17 protein-coding genes and 1 tRNA gene are annotated in these 23795 nt (G+C 60.8%); 12 read left to right on the top strand and 6 right to left on the bottom strand.

Annotated elements, in window-relative coordinates; translation table 11 throughout:
• Nucleotides 1-57: 57 nt before the first annotated feature.
• Nucleotides 58-444 (top strand): YkgJ family cysteine cluster protein, encoded by a 387-nt coding sequence (locus Q9Q94_RS11265; RefSeq protein ID WP_305980159.1) that lies wholly within the window; start codon nt 58-60, stop codon nt 442-444.
• A gap of 53 nt (nt 445-497) precedes the next feature.
• Here the strand turns inward: Q9Q94_RS11265 and Q9Q94_RS11260 are convergent, their stop codons facing one another.
• The gene (locus Q9Q94_RS11260; RefSeq protein ID WP_305980158.1) at nt 498-1973 is read right to left on the bottom strand and encodes a B12-binding domain-containing radical SAM protein; all 1476 of its coding nucleotides are present in this window, start codon (nt 1971-1973) and stop codon (nt 498-500) included.
• A 168-nt stretch (nt 1974-2141) separates the two neighbouring features.
• Here Q9Q94_RS11260 and Q9Q94_RS11255 point away from each other — a divergent pair, with 168 nt between their 5' ends.
• The 8 genes from Q9Q94_RS11255 (at nt 2142) to Q9Q94_RS11220 (ending at nt 12392) form a co-directional block, all read left to right on the top strand.
• Nucleotides 2142-3281, top strand: coding sequence for an amino acid ABC transporter substrate-binding protein (locus Q9Q94_RS11255; protein ID WP_305980157.1), 1140 nt, complete (start codon nt 2142-2144; stop codon nt 3279-3281).
• A gap of 385 nt (nt 3282-3666) precedes the next feature.
• A complete protein-coding gene (gene metG, locus Q9Q94_RS11250) occupies nt 3667-5820 on the top strand; it encodes a methionine--tRNA ligase (protein ID WP_305980156.1) in 2154 nt (717 codons plus the stop codon).
• Nucleotides 5817-6092: a hypothetical protein gene (locus Q9Q94_RS11245; RefSeq protein ID WP_305980155.1), complete on the top strand. Its 276-nt coding sequence runs from the start codon at nt 5817-5819 to the stop codon at nt 6090-6092. Before metG ends, Q9Q94_RS11245 begins: the two co-directional genes overlap by 4 nt.
• 124 nt (nt 6093-6216) lie before the next feature.
• A complete protein-coding gene (locus Q9Q94_RS11240; RefSeq protein WP_305980154.1) occupies nt 6217-7857 on the top strand; it encodes a SulP family inorganic anion transporter in 1641 nt (546 codons plus the stop codon).
• Nucleotides 7858-7963: 106 nt separating this feature from the next.
• Nucleotides 7964-9595 carry a SulP family inorganic anion transporter gene (locus tag Q9Q94_RS11235; RefSeq protein WP_305980153.1) on the top strand — a complete coding sequence of 544 codons (1632 nt, stop codon included), beginning with the start codon at nt 7964-7966 and terminating at the stop codon, nt 9593-9595.
• Nucleotides 9592-9882 (top strand): acylphosphatase, encoded by a 291-nt coding sequence (locus tag Q9Q94_RS11230; RefSeq protein WP_305980152.1) that lies wholly within the window; start codon nt 9592-9594, stop codon nt 9880-9882. Before Q9Q94_RS11235 ends, Q9Q94_RS11230 begins: the two co-directional genes overlap by 4 nt.
• 127 nt (nt 9883-10009) lie before the next feature.
• Nucleotides 10010-10609, top strand: a complete 600-nt coding sequence (locus tag Q9Q94_RS11225; RefSeq protein WP_305980151.1) for a peroxiredoxin — start codon at nt 10010-10012, stop codon at nt 10607-10609.
• A gap of 169 nt (nt 10610-10778) precedes the next feature.
• Entirely contained in the window at nt 10779-12392 is a 1614-nt protein-coding gene (locus Q9Q94_RS11220) for a methyl-accepting chemotaxis protein (protein ID WP_305980150.1), read from the top strand.
• A gap of 225 nt (nt 12393-12617) precedes the next feature.
• On the opposite strand, the gene Q9Q94_RS11215 is transcribed toward Q9Q94_RS11220, so the two are convergent.
• The 3 genes from Q9Q94_RS11215 to Q9Q94_RS11205 all read right to left on the bottom strand — a co-directional run bounded on the left by Q9Q94_RS11215 (nt 12618) and on the right by Q9Q94_RS11205 (nt 15499).
• Nucleotides 12618-12692 (bottom strand) — tRNA-Arg (locus tag Q9Q94_RS11215).
• Between the two features lie 133 nt (nt 12693-12825).
• Nucleotides 12826-14466, bottom strand: a complete 1641-nt coding sequence (locus Q9Q94_RS11210) for an ATP-binding protein (protein ID WP_305980149.1) — start codon at nt 14464-14466, stop codon at nt 12826-12828.
• 61 nt (nt 14467-14527) lie between these two features.
• Nucleotides 14528-15499, bottom strand: a complete 972-nt coding sequence (locus Q9Q94_RS11205) for a hypothetical protein (protein WP_305980148.1) — start codon at nt 15497-15499, stop codon at nt 14528-14530.
• A 296-nt stretch (nt 15500-15795) separates the two neighbouring features.
• Here Q9Q94_RS11205 and Q9Q94_RS11200 point away from each other — a divergent pair, with 296 nt between their 5' ends.
• The 3 genes from Q9Q94_RS11200 (at nt 15796) to Q9Q94_RS11190 (ending at nt 20891) form a co-directional block, all read left to right on the top strand.
• Nucleotides 15796-17697 (top strand): ATP-binding cassette domain-containing protein, encoded by a 1902-nt coding sequence (locus Q9Q94_RS11200; RefSeq protein WP_305980147.1) that lies wholly within the window; start codon nt 15796-15798, stop codon nt 17695-17697.
• 163 nt (nt 17698-17860) lie between these two features.
• The gene (locus tag Q9Q94_RS11195; protein WP_305980146.1) at nt 17861-19327 is read left to right on the top strand and encodes a polysaccharide lyase family 1 protein; all 1467 of its coding nucleotides are present in this window, start codon (nt 17861-17863) and stop codon (nt 19325-19327) included.
• A gap of 97 nt (nt 19328-19424) precedes the next feature.
• Nucleotides 19425-20891 (top strand): polysaccharide lyase family 1 protein, encoded by a 1467-nt coding sequence (locus Q9Q94_RS11190; RefSeq protein ID WP_305980145.1) that lies wholly within the window; start codon nt 19425-19427, stop codon nt 20889-20891.
• Nucleotides 20892-21089: 198 nt separating this feature from the next.
• On the opposite strand, the gene msbA is transcribed toward Q9Q94_RS11190, so the two are convergent.
• Both msbA and Q9Q94_RS11180 read right to left on the bottom strand, forming a co-directional pair.
• Nucleotides 21090-22886, bottom strand: coding sequence for a lipid A export permease/ATP-binding protein MsbA (gene msbA, locus Q9Q94_RS11185; protein ID WP_305980144.1), 1797 nt, complete (start codon nt 22884-22886; stop codon nt 21090-21092).
• Nucleotides 22887-23121: 235 nt separating this feature from the next.
• Nucleotides 23122-23787, bottom strand: coding sequence for a tyrosine-protein phosphatase (locus Q9Q94_RS11180; RefSeq protein ID WP_305980143.1), 666 nt, complete (start codon nt 23785-23787; stop codon nt 23122-23124).
• Nucleotides 23788-23795: the final 8 nt, after the last annotated feature.

The raw sequence follows: 23795 nt of genomic DNA, 5'->3' as shown, positions 1-23795 counted from the left end.
CAGCCTTCTTAATACCTGATTGTTTCAGTCAAGCTTACCACGCCACTCCGTTCAAACATGAGTGACAAGCAGAATCCCTGTATTACCTGCGGCGCATGTTGCTGCAGCTACCGCGTTTCCTTCTATTGGGCCGAGGCTGATGATGCGCCCGGCGGCAGCGTGCCGCACGCGTTGACCGTGCAGGTCACACCTCATCTGCGGGCCATGGCGGGTACCCATCCGCACGTGACGCGCTGCGTGGCCCTTGGTGGGGAGCCGGGGCAGGAAGTCCGCTGCACGATCTATCCGCTGCGCTCGAGCACGTGCCGGGAGCTGAATCCCTGGCGGGAGGATGGCCTGCCCGACCCTCATTGCAACAAGGCGCGCGCCAACATCGGGCTGCCGGCCTTGCTGGCCCTGCAGCCTGACGTGAGCGTGCTGGAGAGCCGAGTGGCACCTGCCTGAGCGGGCAGGGAGGCTGAAGAGCCTTGCTGCAAGCGGCTCTTCAGCTGGGTGCCTCATGGCGTGCCGGCGGCCATGCCCGAGGGGTATTTGTTGCGCAGATAGTGCAGCGGCGGGAAGCTCAGCACATCCGGCAGGAAGCGCCAGTACGGCGAGGCCACGCCGAGCTTGTCCAGCCAGGCGTAGAACATGCGTTGGCGATCCGAGATGGCGCCGTCGGCGGCATGCACGATGCACGGGTTGCGCGAGAAGGCGAGCGTCACACGGTCGATCAGGGCCTGCTCACTCACGAGCGGCGAGTGATAGAACACGCCGCTGGAGAGGTCCGTGTCGGCGCTGATATAGCCCTCGGCAATGGCCTGACGGGCCAGTTCGGTATCGGGCAGCAGGCGGATGCCGGTAAAGAAGACCGACAGGAACTGGCGCCCGGTGAGGCGCTCTTCGGCAAAGCGGATGGTCTCCTCTGCGGTTTCCATGGTTTCGCCCAGTCCGCCGAGCATGAAGAACCAGAAGCTTTTCATGCCCGAGGCACGGGCACGATCCACACAGGTATTCACGTGCTCCATCGTGAAGCCCTTGCGGAAATTCGACAGCATGGTGTCGCAGCCGGCTTCGGGCGAGATCAGCATGGAGTTGAAACCGGCACGCTTCATGGTCGGGAAGAGCTCCGGCGGCACATCGCGCGGATTCAGCCCCATCACCGTGAAGCTGGCCTTGATCTTGCGGCGGATGATTTCCTCGCAGATCTCGATGGCGTGCGAGGCCGGCGTGTTGAAGGTCGAGTCGACGAACTCGAAGGTGCGCGGCTTGACGTCACGCAGCACCTGCTCGATCTCGTCCACCACTTCGCCCGGTGGGCGCAGGCGCAGCTTGCTGCCTTCGACCAGCGGGTAGGCGCAGTAGGTGCACTTCATGCCACAGCCGCGTTTGCTCTGCACCGGCCACGTGCCACCGCTCTTCTGGTAGTTTTTCCAGTTCACGAAACGCTGCATGCCGGAGTGGTCAAAGCCTGGCAGCAGAACAGTCGGGTTGCGCTGCGCAACGCCATCCTGCCAGTAGCACAGACCGGGTACTTCGCTCAGCGGGGTTCCGCGTTCGATGGCGTTGATCAGTGCCGGGAAGGCCACTTCACCTTCGCCGACATTGGCGAAATCGGCGCCGAACAGGCTCAATGCGCGCTCGGCCAGAATCGAGATCGCGGGGCCGCCCAGCACCAGCGGCACCGGTGTGCCATCGGGTTTTCGCGCATGCTGACGGATTACCGCGACCTGTTCACGCAGGGCGTCCTGCGGTGAGACGAAGCGCTGGCTGACCACATTGTCGATGTTGCGGATCGACAGGCCGACCACTTCCGGCTTGAAAGCCTGGATCGCCGCGGCCAGATCGCCCGTGAGATCCAGCGAAAAAGCCAGATCAAGCAGCTTCACTTCATGTCCGGCTGCCTGGGTGGCTGACGCGACATAACTCAAACCCACCGGAGCAGCGGGTTCCATTTCACGACTCTGGTTTGAATAGATCAGCAGGATGCGCATGAAGCAAGGCCCGGAGGGCCGGGATGTGAAGGCAGGGAGGCCGAACGGTAACAAACTTGATTGGTAATGGAAACGATGAAAGTCAAGAATTTGCTGGCGAGATCAGGAGCTGTACGCATTCAAGAAAATCGCGGGCAGTTCCCGTAGATCCAGTCAAGTGAGGTTTGAATGGTTTCGAACCACGCCAAGCTCAAAAAAATCGGACCGGATCTGAAAAACGGGCCTCCGGATGATGTTTTGGGTGGCGATAGTGTTGAAAGTTGTGTCAACCGGGCTTGGCAGGCGCGCAGGCCATCGGATTTAACAATCCAGGCCAATAGTTCGACTTTCGTATCAGTACAATCCATGGAATTGAATCCTTGGATTATTGGCATGAAAACCGCATCGAATAATGGCTTGAGCGTGGCGCGCTCTGGTTGTTCAAAACTCTTGATTGCCATTGCATCGGTCTGCCTGATGTCATCCATGGCGTTTGCCCAGTCGATTGATACGCTGGAGAAAATTCGCAAGACGCGCGTGCTGGCCGTGGGCATTCGCGACAATAACTTGCCATTTACCACGCTCAGCCAAGGCATGGCTACAGGCTATTCGGTTGAATTGTGCAACAAGGTTCTGGAACAAACACGCAAGGATCTAAAGTTGCCGGATATTCGGATTCAGTATGTTCCGGTGACGGCAGCAAACCGCATCAGCAAGCTGAAAGACGGCTCCATTGACATGGAGTGCGGACAGACCGTTAACACCAAATCGCGGCAGGCAGAGGCAAGTTTCAGCTACGCGCACTTTGTGGCGGGAGAGCGTTTCATCTTTCGCAAGGAAAGCGGATTTCAGAGCCATGAAAATCTGGCCGGCAAGACGGTTGGTGTCGTCAAGGGAACAACTGCGGAGAAGCTGTTTGCCCAATTGAAGAGCGGGCCGCTCAGCAGCATGAATCTTGTCCTGTTCAATGACAATCAGGAGGCGATGAAGGCGCTGGAGGCGGGCAGTATTGCCGCGTTCGGTCAAGTTGATATCGCGCTTGAGAGCTTGCGCATGCAGAGCAGCAAGCCGGAGCAGTTTGCGATCAGCCCCAAAGCCATGTCGATCGAACCGATGGCGCTGATGTTCCGCAAGGACGATGCCGCCCTGCGGGCCATTGCAGACAAAACCCTGGCGGGTTTGTACTCCAGCGGAGAAATCATGGGGATCTATGATCGCTGGTTCAATTCCGGAATGCTTCAGGTGGGCATGTCGCAGATGCTTCGTGAGTGCCTGAAGCGTCCGAGTCGTGATGCAGCGGTTGCGCTGGATATGGGTTATTCGCTCTGAGCCTTGTTGCTTCTGGCTGGATGAATGGTGAACGGGCTGCAATTGCAGCCCGTTTTCATTTCTGTCGCAATGCTGGCGCAGGTCCGGTCTGCAGGACCCGGTATTGATCCGGCGGCTGGAGGGCGAGCATGGGCAATGATGGGCCGCGTCGGGAGCTCTTGCTGGTGCGGCTGCCCGAAGATCAGCCTTCAGCTGCGCGCCGGCAATGCCGATGCTCCGGGTTTCTACACGGTGATTGGCTATTGACAGGGTGCGGCAGTGGGCCTTGGCAAGCTGCTGATCGTGGATTGAACCTGCGGTCTTCGGGCTGGCGTGGCGGCCGTCGACAGGCATCCCGGGCTACAATTGCAGTCTGAACCTTTGAATCTCCCTGTTCTCCATAAAAATGAGCACTCCTTCGCGCAAGATCTTCGTCACCAACGCCCTGCCGTACGCCAACGGCGACATCCACCTCGGCCACCTCGTCGGCTATGTGCAAGCCGATATCTGGGTACGCTTCCAGCGCATGCTGGGTAACGAAGTGCATTATGTCTGTGCGGATGACACCCACGGTGCGCCGGTGATGCTGCGGGCTGAGAAGGAAGGCATCAGCCCTGAGGCACTGGTGGAGCGTGTGCGCGGCGAGCATCTGCGTGACTTCACCGATTTCGGCGTGGCTTTCGACAACTACCACTCGACCCACAGCCCGGAAAACCGTGCTTACGCTGAAGATATCTACAAGAAGCTGCGCGCGGCCGGCATGATCGAGACGCGTGCCATCGAGCAGTATTACGACCCGGTCAAGCAGATGTTCCTGGCTGACCGCTTCATCAAGGGCGAATGTCCCAAGTGCGCGGCCAAGGATCAGTATGGCGACAGCTGCGAGGTCTGCGGTGCGGCCTACGCGCCGACCGAGCTGAAGAACCCGTATTCGGCGGTGTCCGGTGCGACGCCCGAGCTGCGCTCCTCCGAGCATTATTTCTTCCGCCTGTCCGACCCGAAGGCCGTCGAATTCCTGCGCGAGTGGACCCGCGCGACGAATGCCGACGGCTCACGCCGCATGCCGCCGGAAGCCTCCAACAAGATGCGCGAATGGCTGGGCGAGGCGGGCGAGAACAAGCTTTCCGACTGGGATATCTCGCGCGACGCACCGTATTTCGGTTTCGAAATTCCGGACGCGCCGGGCAAATATTTCTACGTCTGGCTGGATGCGCCGATCGGCTATCTGGCGAGCTTCAAGAACTACGCGGATCGCGTCGGCTTCGACGTGGCTGACTATATCGATCCGGTGAAAGCCGCTGCAGCCGGTACGGAGATGGTGCACTTCATCGGCAAGGACATCCTCTACTTCCACGCCCTGTTCTGGCCGGCGATGCTGAAGTTCGCCGATTACCGCACGCCGAATTTCCTTAACGTGAACGGCTTCCTCACCGTTGATGGCGCCAAGATGAGCAAGAGCCGCGGCACCTTCATCACCGCGCGTTCCTATCTGGAGCAGAAGCTCAATCCGGAATGGCTGCGCTACTACTATGCGGCGAAACTCAATTCGAACATCGAGGATCTGGATCTGTCGCTGGACGACTTCGTGGCCAAGGTCAATTCGGATCTGGTCGGCAAGTTCGTGAATATCGCCAGCCGCTGCGCCGGCTTCATCAGCAAGCGCTTCGACGGCAAGCTCGCCGCCAGCGATGCGGCCGCGCTGGCCCCATTCGTGGCCGAAGAAACGATTGCGACATTGACCAAAGCCTTCAACGATCGCGACTACAGCAGTGCGCTGCGTGAAGTGATGCGTCTGGCCGACGTCGCCAACGTGTACGTGAATGACGAGAAGCCCTGGGAACTGGCGAAAGACCCGGCCCAGCTGGAGCGCCTGCATCGCGCCTGCTCGACCGCCCTGAACCAGTTCCGCGCGCTGACCATCCTGCTCAAGCCGGTGCTGCCGGCGCTCGCCGCCCAGGTCGAAGCCTTCTTCGGCGTGACGCCTTTCGTGTGGCGCGATCTGGCCGCGCCGCTGGCCGTCGGCCACTGCATCAACCCCTACGCCCACCTGATGACCCGCATCGAGCGCAAGCAGATCGATGCCCTGATCGAAGCCAACAAGGAAACCCTCGTGACCGAAGTGAAGACCGCCGAGCCGGCCCAGAAACACGCCCAGCATCAGGCCCATGCGGCGCAGACCGAAGCGGCACAAGCCGATGAGTTTGAGCCCTTCATCAGCATCGATGATTTCGGCAAGGTCGACCTGCGTATCGCGAAGATCGTCGCGGCCGAACATGTCGAAGGGGCTGCCAAGCTGATCAAGCTGCTGCTGGATATCGGCGAAGTGGTTGACGGACAACCGAAGCCGCGCCAGGTCTTCGCCGGTATCAAGAGTGCCTATGATCCGGCGCTGCTGGTCGGCCGCCTGACGGTGATGGTGGCCAATCTCGCGCCGCGCAAGATGAAATTCGGCATGTCCGAGGGCATGGTGCTGGCTGCTTCCGACGACAAGGGTGAAGTGCCGGGTCTCTTCATCCTCTCGCCGGATTCCGGTGCCCAACCCGGCATGCGGGTGAAGTGATGTTGCCCAACGGCCGCAAACGCATCCAGCTTACACCACGCATGTTTGCGTGGCTGGGGCTGGATCTTTTCGGCATGCTGCTGTTTGCTGCCGGGGCCATGTTTCTGGCCAATGGCGAGGCCTTGCTGGTGAAACTGCCGGGCAGCGTCGTCGAAGCGGCGGTGCTGCTGGTAGCGGGCGGGCTGCTGATGCTCATTGCGGCGGCCAACCTGCTGCGTGAGGCTTTGCCCGAACGCGCCGAGAAACCTGAAGACAAGGTGCTCGGCGAATAAGGACGCCACGACGATGCCACTGACCCGCTCACTGCTCTGGATCGTCGCCCACCACCTTCATCCGCGCTGAATCTCCTTTTCCCCGGACTGCGTTGCGCGTTCAGGTTTGAAGAGGAGGTCTGCAGTGGCATCGTTTCACCGCTTTCATACCAAGCTTCAGGATTCGCTCAAGGGCTATTCCAGAGGCCGCTTCTTTGCCGATTTTTCCGCGGGCATCACGGTCGGGGTGCTGGCTCTGCCGCTGTCGATGGCGTTCGCAATAGCCAGTGGCGCCAGCCCCTCGGCCGGGATCTGGACGGCTATCATCGCCGGTTTCCTGGTCTCTGTTCTGGGAGGTTCGCGGGTACAGATCGGTGGTCCGACCGGTGCTTTCATCCCCATCCTGTATGGCATCGTGGTGGCCTACGGGCTCAACAACATGCTGGCGGCCACTTTCATGGCGGGCATCATTCTGTTGCTGATGGGAATGCTGCGGCTGGGGAATCTGATCCGCTTCATCCCGATCTCGGTGGTGATCGGTTTCACCAATGGCATCGGCGTGGTGCTGGCGCTTTCGCAGATCAAGGATTTCTTCGGATTGGGGGGCGAGGCGTTACCAGCGGATTTTTTCCCGCGCATGAAGGCTTTGTGGCAGCTGGCTCCGACATTCAATCTGCATGCCACGGTTCTGGCGCTGGGTACCCTGATCCTGATATTCGGCTGGGCTCGTATCGCCGAGCGTGTGCGGTGGCTCGGCAAGGTACCGGCGCAACTGGCGGGGCTGATCATCGGGACGCTGGCAGGTGTGCTGCTGAATCTGCCGGTGGAAACCATCGGCAGTCGCTTCAATGGGATTCCGCAGGGGCTGCCGGCGCTTCAGTTTCCGGTGCCGGACCTGCATGCGATCAGCAAGCTGCTGATGCCTGCCGTGACCATTGCGCTGCTCGGCGCGATCGAGTCCTTGCTTTCGGCGCGGGTGGTCGACCCGCAAATCGAGGATAAGCACGATCCGAATCAGGAGCTGCTGGCGCAAGGTGTTTCCAACATGGTTGTGCCATTTTTTGGCGGCATTGCGGCAACCGGGGCGATTGCGCGCACATCGACCAACGTGAAAGCCGGGGGGCGCACGCCAGTGGCTGGCATGGTGCATTCGCTCACGCTGCTGTTGATCGTGCTGGTGGCAGCGCCACTGGCATCCTGGGTGCCGATTCCCGTGCTGGCCGCGATCGTGGTGGTGACGGCGATCCACATGGGCGAATGGCACGAGTTTACCCGTCTGCGCAGCTTCCCCTGGCATTACGCGCTGATCCTGATTTCCACCTTCCTGCTGACCGTGTTGTTTGATCTGACGGTGGCAGTGGAAATGGGCCTGTTGCTGGCTTGTCTTTTCTTCATCCAGCGCATGCAGGATCTGACCGGAGTTGAACGCGTTGATCTGAAAGCGCATAACGGGGTGGCGGTCTATACCGTGCGCGGTACCCTGTTTTTTGGTTCGGTGGCCAAGCTTGACGAGCAAATTGCTCAGACCCAGGGAGATGCAGGGGTGCTGGTGTTTGACATGAGCGAGGTCATCAACATCGACGCAACCGGTGCCGGCTGGCTGCATGGCGTGCATCGCTCGCTGGCGAAAAAGGAAGGGGAGCTGGTTCTGTGCGGGCTGACCGAGCATGTGCAGGACTATCTGTCCCGCTCGGGATTGCTGGCCGTCGTGGGCCTCCACAACGTGTGCTCCAGCCTGCATGCGGCATTGGTACGCAGCCGCGAGATTCAGGATGAATTCGACTAGGGGCTGACAGCCGCATTACCAAGGGATTCGCACTCTGGTCTACCAGAACAGTCTGAAGCTGGCGTGCCGGCTATTGTGAACGGGCGGTTTTTGACGGGAGGTAACGGTGCTGCAGTTTCATCCCAAGCTTCAGGATGCGCTCAGGGGCTATTCCCGGAGCATCTTTTTTCGCGATCTTTCGGCGGGAGTGACCGTCGGCGTGTTGGCCCTGCCGCTTGCCATGGCCTTTGCAATCGCCAGTGGAGTCAGCCCCTCGGCGGGTATCTGGACGGCGATCATTGCCGGTTTCATCATTTCGGCTTTTGGCGGTTCGCTGGTGCAGATCGGTGGCCCCACCGGCGCCTTCATCCCCATCCTGTACGGCATCGTGGCAGCGCACGGCATCAGCAACATGCTTGCGGCAACTTTCATGGCCGGCATCATGCTGCTGGTCATGGGGCTTACGCGCATGGGCAACCTGATCCGTTTCATTCCGATTTCGGTCGTGATCGGCTTCACCAATGGTATTGGTGTGGTGCTGATGCTCTCGCAGATCAAGGACTTCTTCGGTATGGGCGGCGGCGCTTTACCGGCCGAATTCTTTGCGCGCATGCAGGTTTTGGCCGGGCTGGTGTCGACGATCAATCCCTATGCTGCAGGACTGGGGGCAGGGACGGTAGTTTTGAAATATGGCTGGGATGCATTGGTGCGACGTTGTCCGCGCGCGGGGGCGGTGCCGGCGCTGTTGATGGCCCTGCTGCTGGGAACTGTGCTGAGCGTGCTGCTGGAATTGCCGGTGGAGACCATCGGCAGCCGTTTCAATGGAATTCCTCAAGGCTTGCCAGCCATAGCCTTTCCCCTGCCGGCTCTCAGTAGCCTGGGAAGCCTGCTGGCACCGGCGATCACGATTGCGTTGCTGGGGGCCATTGAGTCTTTGTTGTCAGCACGGGTTGCCGATCCTCTGGTTGAGGACCGGCATGATCCGAACCAGGAATTGCTGGCGCAGGGGCTGGCAAATATTGCATCTCCCTTTTTTGGCGGGATTGCAGCAACGGGGGCGATCGCCCGCACGTCGACCAATGTGCGCGCCGGCGGGCGTACGCCGGTGGCTGGTATCGTACATGCGCTGACCTTGCTGGTCATCGTGCTGGCGGCGGCCCCTCTGGCTGCATGGGTGCCGATTCCTGTACTCGCCGCGATCGTGATCGTGACGGCCGTACGCATGGGCGAGTGGCACGAGTTTGTGCGCCTGAAACACTTCTCGTGGAATTACCGCATTATTCTGCTTGCCACGTTTTTCCTGACGGTATTGTTCGACCTGACCATCGCGGTGGAAATCGGGATGGTTCTGGCCAGTCTGTTCTTCATCTACCGCATGCAGGACCTGACGACGGCCGAGGTTCTTGGCGTCAAACTGCGTCCCGGCCTGCTGGCTTTTGACCTGCGAGGGTCACTGTTCTTCGGTGCGGTAGCCAAGCTGGACGCACAGATCGATCCTGCACGACTGGAGGTCGAAGTGCTGGTGCTGAACCTGCGCGAAGTGCTCAATATAGACACTTCCGGTATTGACTGGCTGCAGGGCTTACAAAAAGCGCTGATCAAGAAAGGGGCTACTCTGGTGTTGTGCGGTCTGGGGGCTCAGCCTCAATCCCTTGTACGCCGTTCCGGCCTGATTGCTCAGCTTGGCGTGCACAATGTATGTGACGATATTGACGCGGCCCTGCATCGGGCGCGAGAAATCCAGGATGAAACTGAATGAGTGATCTGCATGATGATGTGGGCCGTCACCTTTTGATCCGTGGCCATGTGCAAGGCGTAGGCTTTCGCTGGTTCATGTTTCAGGAGGCACGCAAACTCAAGCTGGATGGCTGGGTGCGCAACCGGCGCGATGGGCAGGTGGAAGCCCTGGTCAGCGGACCGCAGGCTGCCGTGGCCGCGCTGGTTCACTGGGCCAGCTATGGCCCGTCGGATGCCCGTGTGGACGAAATTCTGGTGGAAGACACTCCAGAGCGGGCGCAGGGCTTTGAAAAGCGCCCGACTATCTGAGTAATAGGCACAGACAATCGGCTGCGGGCTTTACCTTCAAGGGCGTCGCTACCATAATCCGCTCACCCAAACCCCTCCGGTTTACTCAGGTATGCCGGGAACCATCAATCAAGAGAGAGGATTCATCATGGCCGTTCTGGTTGGCAAACAAGCCCCTGATTTCACCGCGACCGCTGTTCTGGGCAACAACGAGATCAAGGACATCACTCTGTCCCAGGTGAACAAGGGCAAGTATGTGGCGGTGTTCTTCTACCCGCTGGACTTCACCTTCGTCTGCCCCTCCGAGCTGATCGCTTTCGATCACCGCCTCGAAGAATTCAAGAAGCGCAACGTTGAAGTCATCGGTGTATCGATTGACTCGCAATTCACCCACCTCGCCTGGAAGAATACCCCGGTGGAAAAGGGCGGCATCGGTCAGGTTGGCTATACGCTGGTGGCTGACGTGAAGCACGAAATTGCCAAGGCCTACGACGTGGAATCCGAAGGCGGCGTGGCTTTCCGCGGCACCTTCCTGATCGACAAGAGCGGCGTGGTGCAGCATCAGGTCGTCAACAACCTGCCGCTGGGGCGTGACATCGACGAACTGATTCGCGTGATCGACGCCCTGCAATTCACCGAAGAGCATGGTGAAGTCTGCCCGGCGGGTTGGAAGAAGGGCGCCAAGGGCATGAATGCTTCTACCGAAGGTGTGGCCAAGTATCTGGCTGAGAACGCCAAGGCGCTCTGATCCGGGCTGTAGTCATCAAAAGGGGCGGAACCTGCGGGTTTCGCCCCTTTTTTGTGCGACGAGAGGTCGTTGCATCCCTCAAGCTGATCGTCTCCCCTGCCGTAAAAGAGTTAATCACGCTGGCGTGTGAATCCTTCACGCCGGTTCACGTCTGTACGGGAGTCCGAGAATGAGCATCGCACGCAAGATAGCCCTGATGGTGGTCCTTTCCATGCTGACCAGTGCCGTAGTCTTTGGAATGGCATTGTTCGGACTGCAACGGGTGTCCGCCAGCGTCGACAACATTACCGACAATACCTTGCCGGCTGTGCTCGCTGCCAGTGAGGTGCGTGCCATGTACCTTGGCATGAATGCCACGGCTTTTGAGCTCGCAACCACTAGCGACAGCGCCAAGGCCGGCGCGCTGACCAAGCGGATCAACGAACTGCTCGAAGACATCATCCGGCAGATCAATCTGTACTCCGAAAAGACCAGTGATGAAGCTGAAAAGCAGGTGCTGGACGAACTCAAGATGAGCATGGCCCAGTATCTGTCAAAGATGACCCAGATCGCCAACCTGTCCCAGGCGGGCGAGGCTGAAATGGCCATCGGTATCATGCAGAGTCAGGTCGGTCCCCTGCATCAGAAACTCAGCGGTTCCTTCGACAAGCTCATGCAATTCAAGACTGCCGAAGCCAATGCGGCCGGCGAGCAGTCTGACAAGGCTTATCACGCCACCATCAGCCTGATTCTGGTGGCCGCCGTGATCGGTCTGGGCCTGATTGCATTGCAGGGGGTTTTTGTCGGTCGCTCCATTGCCCGTCCGCTGGCCGCCATGCAGGGCGCCATTGCCAGGACGGCTGAGCAACTCGATTTCCGTGACAGCATTCCGGTGCATAGCCAGGATGAAATTGGCCGCACCCTGAATGCCTACAACGCCTTGCTGGCACGCCTGCGCAGCAGCTTTGCCGAGATCCAGCAAGCCACCGGGCGCATGCAGGCCATCACCAGCGAAGCCGAAGCTAATGCCCACCAGATTGCCGACAACTCACGCAGTCAAAGCGAAGCCTCGACCCACATGGCTGCCGCCATCGAAGAGCTGACCGTGAGCATCTCGGTCGTTGCCAATCAAGCCGAGGAAGCCAGCCACCACACCCTGGTTTCACGCGATAACGCCAGTCGTGGCTCCGAGGTCATCCTGGCCACGGTCAGCGGCATCCAGACTATTTCCGGCACCGTGCGCGAAGCAGCCGAGCGCATTGACGCCTTGCGCAGCGATAGCGACAGCATTTCCTCGGTGGCCAACATCATTCGCGAGATTGCCGATCAGACCAACCTGCTGGCCCTGAACGCCGCCATCGAAGCTGCGCGGGCTGGCGAGCAGGGCCGCGGTTTTGCCGTCGTGGCAGATGAAGTGCGCAAGCTTGCCGAGCGCACCGCCAAATCCACGCAGGAGATCACCACGTTGCTCGGGCGCATGCAGGAGCGTGCCCGTCTGGCCGTCGACAGCATGAGCGTGGCGGTGCGGGAGGTCGATGCAGGAGTGGATAACGCCCGGCGCGCCGGTGAGTCAATTGATGGCATCCAGTCCGGCTCTGGCGCAGTGGTGAGTGTCGTTGCTGAAATCACTGAAGCAGTGCGCGAGCAGAGCAGTGCCAGCACCACCATCGCCCAGCAGATCGAACAGATCGCCCAGATGACCGAACGCAATTCGGTTGCGGCCAGCGCCTCGGCCGACGCGGTCGATCACATCGCTGCGATGAGCCAGGAGATTGCTGACGCCCTGGCGGTGTACAAAGTCTGACCTGACTCGGCGTTCATCCATTCCGACAAGCCTCGCCGCGCGCGGGGCTTTTTCATGCCCATGCTGAAGAGCCGCTTGCAGCGTGGATCTTCGGGATGGGGGCTTGCCGTGGATTGCTGCGTGCGGCGGTACGGGCATGCATGCTGAAGAGTCTTGCCAGATGCGGCTGTGCAGGCATGCCTGTTTTGAAATGACAAGGCCCGCGTTGTGCGGGCCTTGGCGTTTTGGTACCCCCAACAGGAATCGAACCTGTACCTGCCCCTTAGGAGGGGGCTGTTGTATCCATTCAACTATGGAGGCAGAACGGCGCGCATTGTACCGCCTGTGCGGGACTTGCCCAAGCACGGAGTGCACCGCGACGTGGCCGGGGTGTGATGGCCGGACGTCTGCCGGATCTGAATGATCAGGCCCGCGAGCGATTGGTCAACAGCCCCTAGCCGAAGCCGATGTTGCTGCCTTCTTTCCGGGTGCTGTTGGCCGGTGCGCACAGCGGGATTTCGATGATGAATTCCGATCCTTCACCTGGCGTGCTGTGCACGACGACACGACCACCCAGGATGCCGGTGACGATGTTGTAGACGATGGCCAGGCCCAGGCCCGATCCTCCGCGTCCCAGGCGGGTGGTGAAGAAGGGGTCGAAGATGTGTTCGCGCACCGCACTGCTCATGCCGACACCATCGTCGCGCACCGTCAGTCGGGCCCGACCGGGCGGCAGCGCCTCGGCCTTGAGCCAGATGTTGCCGCTGTCGCGTCCTTCAAAAGCATGGGTGAGGGCGTTCAGCTGGAGGTTGGCCAGCACCTGCCCGAGCGGACCGGGATAGCTGTCCAGCTCGATGTTTTCGGCTGTTTCCGTGTGCAACTGGATGCTTGCATGCTTGAAGTTCGGGCTCAGTGCCAATTGCACTTCTTCGATGAAGCCCTGGAGATCAAAGCTGCGACGCTGCTCGCTGGTTTGATCGACCGCTACCTGGCGGAACTTGTTCACCATTTCGGCGGCACGCATCACGTTGCGTTGCATGATGTCCAGACCTTCGCCAATGCCGGCGACGAACTCGTCAAACTGCGAACGCCGCAGACTGCTCTGTTCCATGGCAGCACTGATCGTGCGATGGTGGTCGAGCAGGGTGGACATGACGGTGAGGCTGGAGCCCAGCGGGGTATTCAGTTCGTGAGCGATGCCGGCCACCATGCGCCCAAGCGAGGCCAGCCGGTCCGCTTCGATCAGGTCGTGCTGGGCGCGCTGCAGGCTGTCGATGACTTCGGACAGGCGCGCATTGCTGGCGACCAGTTCGTTCGTGCGTTCAGCTACGCGCAGTTCCAGATCCTCTGCGTACTCTTCCACTTCGCGGTTCTTCTCCTCCAGGTCGGTAAAGGCCTGGGCCAGAGATACCCGGGTGGCTTCCAGGCTCCGTGCCAGCTCTCCCAGTTCATCGCGACGGGGGAGCTGGATCGGCTCACTCAGATCCTTGCCCGCCAGCCGCACTGACATGCTCTTCAGGTACTCGATCGGGCGCACCAGTTGCCAGTGCATGACCAGAAAGATCAGCAGCAGCGAGAGCGTCAGACCGATCAGGGTACGGGTCAGGATCTGCTGCCTAGCCGCTTCGGCGCGTTGTGCGGCCTGCGCGGTGGACATGTAGATATCGACGCTGCCGATGACCTGATCCTTGTAGCGCACCTCACGCTGCATGCGCATGACCGACTCTCCCTCCATGAGCGGGCGCCGGTATTCCAGAAATGGCTGCGGGCTGCGGATGTTCCGTACGCTCAGGACGCGGATGCGGGGGTCGCGAAACACGGCCTGGGCGACCGAGTCGCCAAACTCCGGGTAGAGTTGCCACAGGGACTCCCGCAGCGCTTCGGCGCTCACTTCGGTGAGCTGTTGCAGATCCGCCTGCAGTTGTTTGAAGCTGTCTTGCCGGACGGCAGCCCCTTCATTATGGGCAATGATGAGGGCCGGCACTGCCAGGCCGAAAGCAACGGCGAGCGCGATCAGCAGACGCAGGCGCAACAAATGCTCCATCAGCCAGGAAATGGAGAAACGCTTGTCGTGAGAAGGGGCGGGAGTGTTCATGGCTGTGTGTTGCGTGCCCTTGGCAGCGCAGTCCATCTGCAAAGGGCAGGCACGCGGGGGCTCACCGGAGGGGTGCCTTGCGGACGGCGGCGGTTTGAGGGCAGATGCCGGTTTTCGGATCGTAGGGGTTGAACCAGAATTCCTTGCGATCCAGTGGCGTCTTCGCGGAGAGCAGGGGATTCGGGATGCGGAACAGGCGCCGGGAGCAGAAGTTGGCCTGGCGGATCATGTCTGCGTGATAGTCCTTCATCATCTTCATCATGCTGCCATCGCGGACCATCGATTCCAGCCCTTCCTCGACGCGCCGCGCCAGTCTCGGGTCATTCTGCGTGACGAAGAAATAGCGGGGCAGGGGAAACTGCACGACGACCTCCTGCTCGATGGCCAGTTTGGGAAAAGCGGCCTTGCGTTCTTCGTATTCCGTAAAGACTTCGTTCACTCCGCGCGGGAAATGCACGAAGCGGCCTGCCATGAGCATCTTGAAGAGCGATTCGTAATCGGCGCCGGGGACAACCTCGAAGCCGTTGTCTTCGTAGATCTTGCGCGAGCTCCACAGGGTGCCGGCGCCCATGCTCAGGGCCTTGAGTTCATCAAGACGCTTTACCGCAGACAGTCGCGCCTGCTGATCCGCGCGAATCAGCGAGATGCGGTAATCCGCCATGCCCAGATCGACGGGAATCCAGATGGTGATGAGTTTTTCTTCCCAGGCTGGCTGGCTGGGAACGGAGGTGACATTGATGATTTCGCCGCGCACCGTCTCTTCCAGCAGGCGCTCGCGCGAGAGGAACTCTGGCGCGCGTTCTACCTGATAGGGGCCATATCTGGCCGTCGTGCGGCGCATGGCTTCGAACAGCAGGGAATCCGTATAGTCCAGACGGCGGTCGGTGGCCGACTCCGGACGGGCGATTTTCAGGATGTCCATCGCGCCGGCTGGCGCCGCTGCCGCCAGAAGGACGAGAGCCAGCAGCACGCCCCGCCAGCCATGGCAAACGCCCGGGCGTGGTGCAATGTGGTTTGGCGGTGAAGCTGGCATCACTTTCTCCTGCTCCGGGCGGATGTCAATGCACGCATTCTAGCTGCTATATCTTTAGACATATAGGTCAGGTGCCGCTGAAGGCGCGGGAAGCCTGCTCCGACGGGCTGTGCAGCGTTCTGAGAAGGGAGTCGGCGATTGCCCGGAGAGCCGCGTGCGGCCTGCTTTCCGGATGGGGATGCCGCGAAATGACCGTCTGGTGCGGATCTCCGGCAGGATGGCCTGAAGAGCGCCGCCCGGTGCGGTACGGAGGGTACAATCCGGGCCTTCTCCGCCTGACGTGATTGTGTTTCCACATGCCGCTGCTGACTCTTGATAATGCCTGCCTCGCTTTTGGTGATGTAGCCCTGCTGGATCACTCCGAACTGGTCCTGGAGCCCGGTGAACGGGTCGCCCTGATCGGCCGCAACGGCGCCGGCAAATCCAGCCTGCTGCGGGTGATGGCCGGGCAGGGCAAGCTGGACGACGGCACGCTGTGGCGTCAGGCCGGCCTGAAGATGGCCTATGTGGCACAGGAGCCGGATTTCGATCTCGCGCGCACGGTGTTTGAAACCGTGGCGGACGGCGTCGGCGAGGCGGCGCGCCTGATTGCCGATTATCACGCTGCCGCGCATGCCGTGGCGCAGGGTGATGAGGCGGCGATGGAGCGCATGTCTGCCCTGCAGCATGAACTGGACGCGCATAACGCCTGGGCTGTGCACCACAAGGTGGAGCAGGTTATGGATCGCCTGAAGCTCGATGGCGACACGCGGGTGTCCAGCCTTTCCGGCGGTGGTATCAAACGCGTGGCGCTGGCGCGTGCGCTGGCCGGGGAGCCCGAGCTGCTGTTGCTTGATGAGCCGACCAACCATCTGGATGTGGAAGCCATCGACTGGCTGGAAGAACTGATCAAGGCTTTCCGGGGGGCGGTGGTGCTGATCACCCACGACCGGGCTTTCATGGACAACGCCGCCTCACGCATCGTCGAGCTGGATCGCGGACGGCTGGTCAGCTTTCCGGGCTCCTATTCCGCTTACCAGCAGCGCAAGGCCGAGATGCTGGAGATGGAGGCCAAGAGCAATGCGGAGTTCGATAAATTCCTGGCGCAGGAAGAAGTCTGGATCCGCAAGGGCGTGGAAGCCCGGCGCACCCGTAACGAAGGTCGCGTGCTGCGTCTGGAGAATCTGCGCCGCACGCGCGCCGAGCGCCGCGAGCAGCTGGGCAACGTGAATCTGCAGCTGGACCGTGGCGAGAAAAGCGGCCAGTTGATCGCTGAACTGGAAAACGTCAGCAAGAGCTTTGGTGACAAGACCGTGATCCGCGACTTCTCGGCGCGCATCATGCGTGGCGACCGCATCGGCTTTCTCGGTCCCAACGGTGCGGGCAAGACCACCTTGCTCAAGCTCATCCTTGGCGATCTGGAAGCCGATGCCGGCCGCATCCGGCGTGGCACCAAGCAGCTGGTGGCCTATTTTGACCAGTTCCGCACGGCGCTTGATCCGGAAGCCCCGTTGACCGATGTGATCAGCCCCGGCTCGGATTACGTCGAGATAGGCAATACGAGGAAGCACGTGATCGGCTATCTGGAAGATTTTCTGTTCTCGCCACAGCGCGCGCGAAGCCCGGTGAAATCGCTTTCGGGGGGCGAGCGCAACCGCTTGCTGCTGGCGCGTCTGTTTGCGCGGCCGGCGAACATCCTGGTACTCGACGAGCCGACCAACGATCTCGACGTAGAGACCCTGGAGCTGCTTGAGCAGCTGCTGCAGGATTATGACGGAACGGTTTTTCTGGTCAGCCACGACCGGACCTTCCTCGACAACGTGGTGACCCAGACGATCTCGGCCGAAGGCGGTGGGCGCTGGCGCGAGAATGCCGGCGGTTACTACGACTGGCTGCGGGTGCGTACGATGGAACGCGAAGCGGCGGAGAAAGCCGCCAGCAAGGCTGCCGTGGTGGCCAAACCGGTGGAGGCCGAACGCAAGGCGCAGACGAAGTCGAACAAGCTGAGCTTCAACGAAAAACGCGAGCTGGACGCCCTGCCGGGCAAGATATCGGCGCTCGAAGCGGAGCAGGCCGGTTTGCAACAGCTGCTTGCTGATCCGGACATCTACCAGAAGCGTGGCGCCGAGCTGCCCGCCATGCACACGCGGCTGGCGGCGATTGATGATGAGTTGCTGATTTTGCTTGAGCGCTGGGAGGCGCTGGAAGCGAAAACGTAATTTTTTCGGACTGGCGAAAAGCACTGTTTGAGGGTATGTTCCCGATCACCGTTGAACCATTCCGTGCGGGTCTGTTCCAAGCGCTTGTCCTGCTCAAGGGTTGGCATGAGGGGCTGTATCCACCCCGCAACTGAATCCTGTGTTGTTCCATTCGGAGGAGAGTATGAAGAAGAACGTATTGGTGGTTTCTCTGGCGGCGATAGGTTTGCTGGCTGCGTGCTCCAGCGTAGGTCCTGCAAAGTCTGAAGGCGCTGCCCTGGGGGAACTGGGCCGGCAGGTTCTGCCTGCTGATGGCGGCTGGGCCGCTGCAGGTGCAGGCACGACAGGTGGTGCCAAGGCAAGCGCTGAGAATGTGCTGACCGTATCAAGCCGCAAGGAGCTGGTCGCCGCGCTGAAAAAGGCCGGTGCCGAGCCGAAGATCATCTATGTGAAGGGTACGATCAACCTGTCGACTGATGACTCGGGCCGTGAGCTGACGGAAAAGGATTTTGCGGACCCTGTCTACAATTTCGAGGCCTACAAGAAGGCCTATGATCCGACCGTTTGGAATCGTCAGGAACTCGTGAAGGGCAAGCCGCCGAAGCTCAGTGGCCCGCAGGAAGAGGCTCGTCGCAAATCGGCTGACAAGCAGTTCGCGCATATCGTTCTGCAGGTGCCGTCGAACACCAGCATCATCGGTGTTGGCAAGGATGCCAAGATCATCAAAGGCTCTTTGTACATTGATAACGGCATCTCTAATGTAATCATCCGCAACATCGCTTTTGAGGATGCTTTCGATCTGTTCCCCGAGTGGGACCCGGGCGATGGTTACAACATCAAGCGTACCGAGCCGGTGATCGTGAATGGTGTGAACTACACCGTCGATGGTTGCCAGGAGAAGTTCGAGAGCGACACCAAGGGGCCGCATCGTTGCAATGGCGGGCGCTGGAATTCGCTCTACGACATGATCACCCTGAAGGGCGCCACGAATGTGTGGATCGACCATTGCTCTTTCAGCGATGGCGAGCGTCTGGACAAGCAGTTCCCGCCGGTTTTCGGTGCGCCGTATAACCAGCCTGAGCAGAAGGTCCAGCATCACGATGCAGCGATCGACATCACCAAGGGATCTGACTTCGTCACGATTTCCAATAGCCGCTTCTTCAATCACGACAAGTTGAGTCTGGTGGGCGGCAGCGACAGCGATAACGGCGATGAGGGCAAGCTCAGCGTGAGCTACGTGCGCAATTATTTCGACGGTGTTGGTCAGCGTCAGCCGCGCGTGCGTTTCGGCAAGGTTCACGTCGCGAACAATCTCTACACCGGCGAGCGTGTCGGCAAGCAGTATTCGTTCATGTACGGTGTTGGCCTGGGCAAGAACGCCAAGGTGTTGTCGCAGAACAATGCTTACGAACTGCAGGGCGATTTCGCTCCGGCCGAGTTGATCAGCTTCTTTACTGCGGGTTCGGCCATGGCGGATTCGGGTACGCTGCTCAATGGCAAGCCTGTGGATATCGTTGCGGACTTCAATGCGAAGAATCCGAAACAGCAGATCGGCACGATCAGCTGGACTCCTGCTACAGCCATGAAGCTGCTTCCAAGCGCCGAGGTTCCGGCTTACGTGAAAGCCAATGCCGGGGCTGGCAAGCTCTGAGTCCTGGATGTTGTAGAAATGAAAAAGCCGACGAATTTGTCGGCTTTTTCATTTTTGCTCTATCCTCTTCATCCCACTGTCGCGTTTCGAGGGAACCATGAAGCACACCCTGCTTGCTGCATCCTTGGCCAGCCTATTGCTGTTGTCTGCATGTGCATCCGAGGTGCCACGCGCGGACATGTCAGGCCCGCTGCCCGTGGAGCGGCAGCCCTTGCCTGCGGGGGATGGCTGGGGTTCCGCCGGGCCGGGCGTGACGGGGGGCAGTGCGGCGAAGGCGGGTGACGTCTACACGGTCAGCACTCGCAAGCAGTTTGTGGATGCCCTGAAACGCTCGGGCAACAGCCCCAAGATCCTGCGCATCCAGGGCACGATCAATCTGAGCTCCGATGATTCGGGGCGTGAGCTGGGCTACAAGGATTACGTCGATCCGGCCTACGATTTCGAGGCCTACAAGAAGCTGGTCAATCCGCACGTGTGGAATCGCCAGCCGCTGGTCAATGGCCGCCCGCCCAAGATCACCGGAGCGCTGGAGGAGGCGCGCCTGCGCTCGTGGAACCGGCAGAAGCATCAGGTGCTGGTGCTGATCCCGTCGAACACGACCCTGATCGGTCTTGGCCAGGACGCGAAGATCATCAAGGGCAATCTGTATCTGGATCGAGGGGTGTCGAACATCATCATCCGCAATATCGGGTTTGAAGATGCCTACGATTACTTCCCCGCCTGGAATCCGGGCGACTCCTACAGCACCACGCGTACCGCGCCGGTGATTGATGATTTCGGCGTCAATCACACGGTGCCAGGCTGCCAGGCGCAGTTCGTGGATGAGGAGCATGGCCCGCACCGCTGCAATGGCGGGCGCTGGAATTCCGAGTTCGATCTTATCTCGATCAAGGGCGCCACCCAGGTGTGGATCGACCATTGCTCGTTCAGCGACGGGCAGACCCTGGCCAAGACCATCCCGAACATTTTCGCCTTGCCGTATGACCAGCCCGAGCAGAAGATCACTCCGCATGATGGCTTGCTGGACATTACCAATGCCTCGAACTTCGTTACCGTGTCGAACAGCCATTTCTTCAACCACGACAAATCGATGCTCGTTGGTGGCAGCGACAATGCACCGGGCGATGAGGGCTACCTGAAGGTGACCTACCATCACAATTTCTTCGACGGCTTGCGCCAGCGTCAGCAGCTGGTGCGCTACGGACAGGTGCACAGCTACAACAACCTGTTTGCGGGCAGCAAGACCGATCCGCAATACCCCTTTGCCTACGCCTTCGGGCTGGGAGCTGCGGCGAAGATCCATTCGGAAAACAATGTATTCGAAATCGCCGGCCTGAGCGACCCGGCCGGGCTGGTGAGCTTCTTTGTTCCGGGTGCGGCCTTGCGCGATGTGGGCTCGGTGCTGAACGGCAAGCCGGTGGGCATCGTCCAGAGCTTCAATGCGGCAGGCCCCAAGGCGGCGATTGCCGACATCACATGGACGCCGCCCAGACCCGCTGATCTGTTGGCGCCGGACGCCGTGCCGGCTTACGTACGGGCCAACGCCGGAGCGGGCAAGCTGTAAGCCGCGCAGTGCCGAAAGCAGAAAAAACGCCAGCGTGTGCCGGCGTTTTTTCTTGGAAACAGGATCTGAGCGGCATGCTCCAGAGAGCCGCTTGGGTAGTGCCTCGCAGGCTGGGTGCCTTGAAGAGGTCCGTCAGTGGCGCTCCTCAGACGTACCCTGCTGAAGATCCTTGCTGCATGCGGCTTTGGAGCGCCCTGTTCAGCCGCGCGCCATCGTTTCGTTGAATGCCTGGAGTGCCGAGAGGGGCGCGATGCCTGAGTCTTCAACGATGTCCTCGCCGCTGGCGAGCAGGCGCGCGTAGGCGCCGTTGGCAGCCAGCAGCTCCTCGTGATTGCCGATTTCGACAATGCGCCCGCGTTCCATCACCACGATGCGGTTGGCGTCGCGGATGGTGGTCAGACGGTGGGCCACGACCAGCACGGTGCGGTCGCGGCGCAGCTCGACCAAGGCTTCGCGCACCACGCGCTCGGACTCGTTGTCCAGCGCCGAGGTGGCTTCGTCGAGCAGCAGGATCGGCGCATTCTTGAGGAAGGCGCGGGCAATTGCCAGACGCTGACGCTGTCCACCGGAGAGCTGGTTGCCGTTGGTGCCGATGCGGGTGTCAAAGCCCTGGGTGAGCTTGTTGATGAACTCCAGCGCGTGGGCCTGAGCGGCTGCAGTTTCGATATCGCTCTGGCTGGCGCCGTGGCGGCCATAGGCGATGTTGTTGACCACGCTGTCATCGAACAGGGCGGCGTGCTGGCCGACCAGGGCGAGCTGCTCGCGCAGGCTGGCCAGCGACATGTCCTGCAGGGCCACACCATCGATCAGGATGCGCCCGCTTTGCAGCTCGAAGAAGCGCGCGACCAGCGCCATCAGGGTGGTCTTGCCGCTGCCCGAGGCGCCAACGAAGGCCACGGTTTCGCCCGGCGCGATGGTCAGCGACAGATCGTTGACTGCCGGCGTCTCCTGACCCGGGTAGGCAAAGGTGGCGTGCTCGAAGCGGATTTCGCCACGGGCGCGGTCGATCTTCTGCGTGCCGGTGTCGGCCTCGGCGGGCAGGTCGAGCAGCTCGAAGATGCTCTGGGCGCCGGCCAGCCCGCGCTGAATGGTGGAGTTGATGTTGGTGAGGCGGCGGATCGGTTCGAAGATCATCGCCATGGTGGCGATGAAGGCGACGAATTCGCCCGGCGAGAGCAGGCTGTTCTCGGCCAGCCGCGAGGCGGCGAAGATCACCACCGACACGGCGCCGAAGGCCAGCACCTGCACCATCGGCACATTGGCCGAGGAGATGCGCACCACGCGCATGGTTTCCTTGCGCAGCCGGGTGGCGATGCGGGCGAAGCGCGTGGCTTCGTGTTCGCGGGTGCCGAAAATCTTGATTTCGCGCAGGCCGGCGAGCTGTTCCTCGACGGCACAGGTCATGTCGCCCATGTGGTTCTGCTGGGTGCGGTTCGATGCGCGCATGCCGGTGCTGGCCTTGCGGATGATCCACGCAACGGCCGGGCCGATGGCGAAGATGATCAGCGTCAGGTGCCAGGCCTTGAAGAACAGGTAGCCGAGCAGCGCAAGGATGGTCAGCGTGTCCTGGATCACCACGATCCAGGCCGTGGACAGTGCCGCGCCCACCTGTGGAATGTCGTAGGTGATGCGCGAGAGCATGCGACCGGTGGTCTGCGCTTGGTGGGTGCTCACCGGCAGATCCATCTGGTGATTGAAGACCAGGCGGCGCAGGTCTTCGATGGCCTTGTTGGCCACCCACTGGCTGGACACGCTGGAGACGTATTCGGCAAAGCTCTTGGCGCAGGCGATCAGCAGGATGGTCAGCGGCACCCACAGGATCGCCTCCCTGTTCTTGGCGATCAGGCTTTCATCCAGCAGCGGCTGCAGCTGGTGGGTCAGCAGCGGCGTGCTCGCCGCCACGGCCATCATGGCCAGAATGGACAGGGCCGAAACGCGCCAGTAAGGCTTGATGTAGGCGAGGAGGCGGCGGTAGAGCTGGAAAGAGTCTCTCATCCTGGAAACCTCGGTTGATCGCTTCGATTCATGGGGAGGCTCAGGCGGATGCGGGGGGTTATCGACTTGGCAGTAATCATCATCTGGGTAAGAGCGCTACGCCCCCGATTGAACCACGCTGCCGTACGCTGGCGGCGTTGCGCCTCCTTGCGGGCAAGGGCCCGCAGCGTTGGCGCGTCTTGCCAACGCACCGCATCGTGGCCCACTCGGGGACGTTCAACTGAGGTTTTCAGGATCATTCGCGGTGCAACACCTTGTCGACCAGAAAATCTGCCCAGCCACGGGTGTGGAAGGCTTGCTTGAGCTGATCCCGATTGTAGACCGTGCTCAGCCAGGTCATGAATTCAATGGGCTCGCGGGCATTGGCCGCGAGATATTCCTCGAAGAAGTAATCGAGGATGCCGGTCTTGGAGCCCTTCAGGTGGCCGTATTTCCACGACAGTTCGCACAGCGCTTCCTGCACCGGTTCATTCAGGCGGAACAGCCGGTACAGGGCCGCCGCGAAGCCAGCGCGGTCTGCGCCGCTCTTGCAGTGGATCAGCGCCGGGTATTCGATGCTGTCGAACATCTCGCGCGCACGCTGCACATGGACGAGCTCCGGCGCGCTGCGTGACAGGATGCCCTTGAAGTCGACCAGGGTGATGCCAAGCCGGCGGCACTCCTCGGCTTCCAGCGCATAGCGGCGCGTGTCGTCCGCACCGCGCAGGTTGATGATGGTCTTGATGCCGAGCTTGCGCTGGTACTTGCGGATCTGGCCGGGGCTGGGCTGGCTGCTGCGATACAGGCCGCCGGGCAGGGCGTACAGATTGTTGTAGATCACGCGGAACAGTCCGTGATCAACCAGCAACATGTCGAGATAGGCCAGCAGGCGGCCGGAAAAACTGCTTACGTCGTGCGCCACAAAAGGGA

It is taken from the genome of Uliginosibacterium sp. 31-16 (genome assembly GCF_030730865.1).
Lineage (GTDB): Bacteria > Pseudomonadota > Gammaproteobacteria > Burkholderiales > Rhodocyclaceae > Uliginosibacterium.
The sequence above is the reverse complement of the archived record's forward strand: the minus strand, read 5'-3'. Positions and strand labels throughout refer to the sequence as shown.

Coding starts and splice junctions, on each gene's coding strand:
- Q9Q94_RS11200 (WP_305980147.1), top strand. CDS start 15,796: ATGCCGCTGCTGACTCTTGATAATGCCTGCCTCGCTTTTGGTGATGTA.
- Q9Q94_RS11230 (WP_305980152.1), top strand. CDS start 9,592: ATGAGTGATCTGCATGATGATGTGGGCCGTCACCTTTTGATCCGTGGC.
- metG (WP_305980156.1), top strand. CDS start 3,667: ATGAGCACTCCTTCGCGCAAGATCTTCGTCACCAACGCCCTGCCGTAC.
- Q9Q94_RS11190 (WP_305980145.1), top strand. CDS start 19,425: ATGAAGCACACCCTGCTTGCTGCATCCTTGGCCAGCCTATTGCTGTTG.
- Q9Q94_RS11210 (WP_305980149.1), bottom strand. CDS start 14,466: ATGAACACTCCCGCCCCTTCTCACGACAAGCGTTTCTCCATTTCCTGG.
- Q9Q94_RS11195 (WP_305980146.1), top strand. CDS start 17,861: ATGAAGAAGAACGTATTGGTGGTTTCTCTGGCGGCGATAGGTTTGCTG.
- Q9Q94_RS11265 (WP_305980159.1), top strand. CDS start 58: ATGAGTGACAAGCAGAATCCCTGTATTACCTGCGGCGCATGTTGCTGC.
- Q9Q94_RS11225 (WP_305980151.1), top strand. CDS start 10,010: ATGGCCGTTCTGGTTGGCAAACAAGCCCCTGATTTCACCGCGACCGCT.
- Q9Q94_RS11220 (WP_305980150.1), top strand. CDS start 10,779: ATGAGCATCGCACGCAAGATAGCCCTGATGGTGGTCCTTTCCATGCTG.
- Q9Q94_RS11255 (WP_305980157.1), top strand. CDS start 2,142: ATGGTTTCGAACCACGCCAAGCTCAAAAAAATCGGACCGGATCTGAAA.
- Q9Q94_RS11260 (WP_305980158.1), bottom strand. CDS start 1,973: ATGCGCATCCTGCTGATCTATTCAAACCAGAGTCGTGAAATGGAACCC.
- Q9Q94_RS11205 (WP_305980148.1), bottom strand. CDS start 15,499: ATGCCAGCTTCACCGCCAAACCACATTGCACCACGCCCGGGCGTTTGC.
- msbA (WP_305980144.1), bottom strand. CDS start 22,886: ATGAGAGACTCTTTCCAGCTCTACCGCCGCCTCCTCGCCTACATCAAG.